The organism is Nocardioides sp., assembly GCF_047606145.1.
In the GTDB taxonomy this organism is placed as follows: domain Bacteria; phylum Actinomycetota; class Actinomycetes; order Propionibacteriales; family Nocardioidaceae; genus Nocardioides.
In genome coordinates this window covers 1-5,932 of sequence record NZ_JASGET010000028.1, presented here as the reverse complement: position 1 = coordinate 5,932, position 5,932 = coordinate 1, and the positions used below count along the sequence as shown (strand labels likewise).

Here is a 5,932-nt window from a genome sequence, read left to right as displayed (position 1 = left end):
CCGGGGGGGGGGGGGGGGGCCCGCGCCCCCCCTACCCACCGACGGGCTCAGTCGAACGTGATGGAGGCGCTGGCGTAGTTCACCGAGCTGCCCGAGTGAGTGACCGGGTAGACCACGATCCCGCACTGCGACCCGGTGTCGCCCAGGCAGGTGATCGAGGTGGCCGATGCGCCCGGGTAGTGCCGGCCGTCGAACTCCTGCGCCACCGGGATGGAGGCGGTGAGGTCGCCGCTGCTGTCACTGGTGGCGGTCGTGTAGTAACCGGCGTCCCAGTCGCACAGCACCGTTCCGTCGGCGAACTCGTCCAGGTCGCAGTTGAACACGTAGTAGCTGGTGCTGGCGTCCAGGCCGGTGGCGGTCACCGCGACGGTGTCGTCGGTGCTCAGCCCGGTGGACGGCGAGACGCTGGCACTGCCCGCCGCGGAGGCGCTGGTCGCGGTGATCCCGACCAGGGCCATGGCGGCGAGCGGGGCGGCCAGCAGGGCGAGCGGGCGGAATCTTCTGGTGGTGCTGGAACTCATAGCTCCTACCTTTCGGCCAGACGGCGTGACGCCGTCCGTGAGGTTCGGCCGGCGCGGTCGCGCCGGCCGTTGTCGCGACGGACCGTCCGGGGTGAGTTCTTGTCAGGGAGCCACCCCGGCTCGTGCGACCTCGAGCCCCAGGGCTCGCCGCGCACCGCCGCCTCGGCCGACCAGGGAATATCTAAGGTTAGGCTTCCCTTAGTAGCCGAGACAAACCTAGGGCACGGCTGAGCGGAGCGTCAAGATCTCGGGTTGAGACACCGGGCACGGACCACGGCGTACAACAAGCGCCGACTCGCGACCCCGACTCGCGACCCCGACCTGACTCGGCGACCCAGCGGCCAGGCCTCTGATCCCGGGGCCGGCCCCGGGATCAGAGGTCGCGCTGCAGCACCACGGCCGTCGTACCGTCGGCGTAGTAGCGGGGCCGCCGGTCGATCTCAGTGAAGCCGCCCGCGGCGTACAGCGCCGTGGCGGGGGTGTTGCCCTCACGCACCTCCAGCAGCAGGCGCTCGGCGCCCTCGGCGGTCGCGGTCGCGAGCACGGCGGCGAGCAGTACGCCGCCCACCCCGCGCCGGCGATACCGGGCCGCGGTCGCGATCCGCTGCAGCTCGGCGACCTCGTAGACCACGCTCAGGATCGCGTGTCCGACCACGGTGCCGGCCGGCGTGACGGCCACCAGCAACCGCACCGTGGGAAGCCGGCCCGCGACCGCCTCGTCGAGATAGTCGACCCGCCAGGCGTCCTCGGGGAACGCCTCCAGCTCGAGCGCCGCCACCGACGCCACGTCCGCCGGCTCCGCCGGCCTGACGGCGAGCGGTGCGTGCGGGGTGCCGAACCGCCCGCCCGGCTCTCGATCGGCCACCTGACACCGCCCTCCCTGACACCGCGACGTTGAAGCGTTGACGAAGCCCCGCCGGTCAGCGCGGCACCCGCTCGACCGCATCCGGACGACGCAGGTAGAGCGGCTCCGGATCGAGCAGGTCGACCCGGCCGGCACAGACCAGCCGGCCCAGCCAGGCCGCGGAGGGTCGGTTCGGCCCGACCGGGTGGCTGAAGGTCTCCGGATAGAGGACGGCGCCGACGCCCGCGGTCGGCGCGGCGGCGGTCTCGGCCGCGATGTCGGCCGGCCGCCGTACCTCCGGTCCGCCCAGCCGGCGGCCGTCCGCGTCGTACGTCGCCAGGTAGACCTCCTTGCGGCGCGCATCGGTGGCCACGGTGAACGAGAGGCCGAGCAACTGCGCGGCCTCGCCGGCGATGACGTCGAGGGTGCAGACCGCGTGCACCTCGATCCCGAGCACGTGACCGAGCGTGCGGGCGGTGACGAGCCCGACGCGAAGCCCGGTGAAGGGACCGGGTCCGGCCCCGACGGCGATCCCGGTCAGGTCGCCTCGATCCACCCCGGCGGCGGCGAGTGCCTCCCGGATCAGCGGAGCGAGGCGTTCGCCGTGTTTCATCGGCCGGTCGTCGGCCAGCTCGCTGAGCACCCGACCGGTGCCCGGATCCAGTACGGCGACGCCGATCTGGGCGGTGGCGGTATCGAAGGCGAGCAGCATCAGGCCTCCTCCAGGTCGGGCACGAGCGGGAGCCAGCGCGGTCCCACCGGGGTGATCTCGACCAGCCGCGGGTCGGCCCGATCCTCGACGACCTGCGCACCCACCGCGGCCTCCGCCTCGCCGTGCAGGGCCGGCTCGGCACCCTCGGCGCGCACGATCCGCACCTCCAGCCGCGACTCGGCGAGTCCCTCGGCCAGGCCCTCACCCCACTCGATCACCGTGACGGCCCGGTCGATGTCGGTGTCCAGGTCGAGGTCGTCGAGCTCGGCGACGCCGCCCAGCCGGTAGGCGTCCACGTGCACCAGCGCCGGTCCGGCCGAGGCCAGGCTGGGATGCACCCGGGCGATCACGAAGGTGGGCGAGGTGACCGGCCCACGCACCCCGAGACCTTCGCCCAGGCCCTGGGCGAAGGTGGTCTTGCCGGCACCGAGCTCACCGGTGAGCACCACCACGTCGCCGGCCCGCAGCTGGGTGGCGAGCCGGCGACCCAGCTCACGCATCGCGCCCGCCTCCGCGACGTTGACCACGATGGTGCGCAGCGGCCGGTGCAGTCGCACCACCGGGGGCCGGTGGTCGATCTCCCAGAAGCCCTGACGCCGCCAGAACCGGACCGTGCGGGGCAGCTCCTCGCGGGCGATGACCGCCAGGTCGGTGAGACCCTCGGCCTCGGCGAGCTCGACCGCGGCGGCCACCAGCCGGTGGGCGATGCCGTGGTTCTGCGCCTCGGGCAGGACCGCGAAGCGGCGCAGCCACAGGGTGTCCTCGATCGGGTCGAGGACCACCCCGCCGACCGGGCGGCCGTCGATCCTCGCCACCAGGCCGCCGTAGGCGAGAAGGGCGGCCAGGCTCTGCTCGGTCTCGGCCAACGCGTCCGCGGGGGGGTCCAGCGGCGGCCGCGCGGCGAACGCGGCCCGGACGATGCCGAGCAGGTCGGCGGTCGCCTCGACGCCCACCCGCTCGATGCTCGGCTCACCCATCGCCACCGCCCGGGTCGGCGTCGGTGACGGCGGCGAGGAGATGGTCGAGAGCGGCGTTGACCTGGGCGTGGCACTCCATGATCACCATGTGCCCGGCGTCGGGGCACTCCACCAGTCGCGACCCCGGGACGCTGGCGGCGAGCTTGCGGGCGTGCCCGATGCTCGTCAGCCGGTCGGCGGTGCCGCAGATGATGGTGGTCGGCACCCGGGCGAGCGCGCCGATCCGGTCGAACTTGTCCAGGGCGCCGAAGGTGGGGAAGAAATCGGCGACCACCTGGAACGGCGTGGCCGAGAGCATGCCGTCGACGAACTCGACATACTCCGCCGGCACCTGTTTGCCGAACGCGTAGGCGTCGGTGGCGACGGTGGCGATGGAGTGGCCGAAGCGGCGTACGCCGTCCACGGCACGATGCCCGCGTCCGAGGGTGCGCACCGCGCCGGTGGCGATCGTGCCGCCGAGGTGGGCGGGCGCGAGCGGGAGCAGGATCCGGCCGACGTCGAGCCCGCCGGCGGTGGTCGAGATCAGCGCCGCACCGACGATCCGGCCGCCGTCGGCGAGCGGCGCGAACAGCTCGGGATGTCGCTCCGCCAGCGCGATGATCGTCATCCCGCCCATCGAGTGCCCCACCAGCACCACCGGCCCGTCCGGCACCACCGCGTCGAGCACACTGAGCAGGTCCTCGCCGAGCTGGTCGATGGTGGAGTGCGCGGCGTCGGAGCGACCGGAGCGTCCGTGGCTGCGCTGGTCGTAGTAGACCGAGCGCACCAGGCCCCGGTAGGCGGCGCGTTGGAAGTGCCAGCAGTCGAGGGTCAGGGCGTAGCCGTGGGCGAAGACCAGCGTGACCGGCACCTCGGCCGCCGTCCCGAGGATCGCCGCGGTGCCACCGCCGCCGTCGACACCGCGGGCCGGGCCGACCTCAGCGACGTCATCCACCTCATCGACCTCGACGTGCAGCGGCACCCCGTCGGTGGTGAAGATCGTGCGGGTCGGCGCGCGCAGCGAGCCGAGCGGCGTCCCCGCCGCCGCGACGTCGGCCCGGTCCTCGGAGACCTCCGGCTCGCGATGCTCGATCTCCCGGCGCCGTCGGTTCACCGTCGCCGTGGCCACCGCGGCGCCGCCGAGCGCCGCCGCGGCGACGGCACCGACGGCGATCCCGGTGATCCGCCCGGCCACGCTCATCCCGCCGCCCCCGTCGAGGAGAAGCAACGATACGGACGCGGCGACCTGAGATCATCGGTCGCTCGCTGACGCTCGCTCATGCCGCGTCCGGTTCGGCGTCGCTGTCGACGTACCGCCGCGTCATCCGGCCACCCACCCGGGTGACCACCTCGTAGGAGATGGTGCCGGCGGCCCGCGCCCAGTCCTCGGCGGTCGGCCGTCCGTCGAGGCCGCTCCCCCACAGCACCACCTCGGCGCCGGGCCCGGGCAGGTCTCCCCCGAGGTCCACCACCAGCTGGTCCATGCAGACGGCGCCGCGCACCGGCCGCCGTGCCCCCGCGACCCAGGCCTCGGCACGGTTGCCCGCGGCGCGCAGGATGCCGTCGGCGTACCCCACCGGCACCAGGCCGAGGGTGGTCGGTCGATCGGCGGTCCAGGTGTGGCCGTAGGAGACCGACTCCTCGGCCGCGATCTCCTTGACCAGCGCCAGCTCAGCGCGCACCGTCATCGCCGGTCGCAGGCCGAGGCTCGGCCAGGGGGACTCGGCCAGGCCGGGCATCGGGTCCAGCCCGTACGCCGCCAGGCCGACCCGGACCAGGTCGAACCTGCTGCTCGGCCGTAGCAGCGACCCGGCCGAGTTGGCCAGGTGCCGCACCTCGGGATGCAGCCCGGCCTCGGCCGCGACCGCGCAGGCCTCCGCGAAGGCACGCTCCTGCGCCTCGTTCGCCGGGTCCTCGGGCACCTCGCTGGTGCTCAGATGCGACCAGATCCCGGTCACCTTGACCAGGCCGGCACGCTCCAGCCGGCGCGCCTCGGCGACCAGCCCCGGCCACTGGGCGGCGGTCGCACCACCGCGGGAGAGACCGGTGTCGATCTTGAGCTGCACCCGCGGCCGCAGCCCGGTGCTCGTGGCGGCGTCGGCCAGGCGGGCGAGATCGGCCGCGGTGTAGGCGGTCGTCTCGATGCCGGCGCGGACGGCCGGGACCACGTCGTCGGAGGGCACCAGCAGCCAGCACAGCACCCGGCCGGTGTCGCCGCCCTCGCGCAGCGCGAGGGCCTCGGCGAGCGAGGCGACACCCAGCCACTCCGCACCGCCGGCCCGGGCGGCGCGCGCGCTCGGCAGCAGGCCGTGCCCGTACCCGTCGGCCTTGACCACCGTCATCATCGGCACCCCGAGCAGCGTCCGCAGCCGACGGACGTTGTTCCGGATCGCCGCGAGGTCGACGACGATCTCGGCGCGGGTCATGCCTCCATTCTCCCATCCGCGTCGGGCAGGGACCGCACCGCCGCCGGGATCGCCGCGGCGACCTGGTGTGCCACCAACGGCCCCCCGCGGGGGTCGACGGCGGCCAGAGTGGCGGCCGCGCCATGCAGCCAGGCCCCGACCGAGGCGGCGTCGTACGGCGCCAGCCCGGCCGCGAGCAGCGCGCCGATGAGTCCGGCGAGCACGTCGCCGGCTCCGGCGGTGGCCAGCCACGGGGTACCGGTCGGGTTGACCCGGATGCGCCCGTCCGCGGTCGCGATCACGGTACGTCGTCCCTTGAGCAGTACGACGCATCCGTACTCGTCCGCCGCCCGCACCGCGAACCGCCGCGGCTGCGCCTCGACCTCGGCCCGGTCCGCCCCGAGCATCGCGGCGAGCTCGCCGGCGTGCGGGGTCAGCACCGCGTCCCCGGGCGGCGGCGAGGCCGACAGCCGGCCCAGCGCGTCGGCGTCGAT

At 74.5% G+C, this 5,932-nt stretch carries 7 protein-coding genes; all 7 read right to left on the bottom strand.

The genetic code is table 11. The annotated features are described in order from the left end of the window. Positions 1-47 precede the first annotated feature (47 nt). Positions 48-521 carry a neocarzinostatin apoprotein domain-containing protein gene (locus QM638_RS04795; RefSeq protein ID WP_415140802.1) on the bottom strand — a complete coding sequence of 158 codons (474 nt, stop codon included), beginning with the start codon at positions 519-521 and terminating at the stop codon, positions 48-50. Between the two features lie 373 nt (positions 522-894). After that, complete coding sequence (locus tag QM638_RS04790; protein ID WP_415140801.1) at positions 895-1,386, bottom strand: GNAT family N-acetyltransferase; 492 nt, start codon at positions 1,384-1,386, stop codon at positions 895-897. Between the two features lie 55 nt (positions 1,387-1,441). After that, positions 1,442-2,077 (bottom strand): tRNA (adenosine(37)-N6)-threonylcarbamoyltransferase complex dimerization subunit type 1 TsaB, encoded by a 636-nt coding sequence (tsaB, locus tag QM638_RS04785; RefSeq protein WP_415140800.1) that lies wholly within the window; start codon positions 2,075-2,077, stop codon positions 1,442-1,444. Continuing rightward, positions 2,077-3,054 (bottom strand): tRNA (adenosine(37)-N6)-threonylcarbamoyltransferase complex ATPase subunit type 1 TsaE, encoded by a 978-nt coding sequence (tsaE, locus tag QM638_RS04780; protein WP_415140799.1) that lies wholly within the window; start codon positions 3,052-3,054, stop codon positions 2,077-2,079. Before tsaE ends, tsaB begins: the two co-directional genes overlap by 1 nt. Further along, positions 3,047-4,234, bottom strand: coding sequence for an alpha/beta fold hydrolase (locus QM638_RS04775; RefSeq protein WP_415140798.1), 1,188 nt, complete (start codon positions 4,232-4,234; stop codon positions 3,047-3,049). Before QM638_RS04775 ends, tsaE begins: the two co-directional genes overlap by 8 nt. A 76-nt stretch (positions 4,235-4,310) precedes the next feature. After that, the gene (gene alr, locus QM638_RS04770) at positions 4,311-5,459 is read right to left on the bottom strand and encodes an alanine racemase (protein ID WP_415140797.1); all 1,149 of its coding nucleotides are present in this window, start codon (positions 5,457-5,459) and stop codon (positions 4,311-4,313) included. Beyond that, on the bottom strand, positions 5,456-5,932 hold a 477-nt coding region (locus QM638_RS04765; protein WP_415140796.1), incomplete at its 5' end, for an ADP-dependent NAD(P)H-hydrate dehydratase. The genes alr and QM638_RS04765, both read right to left, overlap by 4 nt.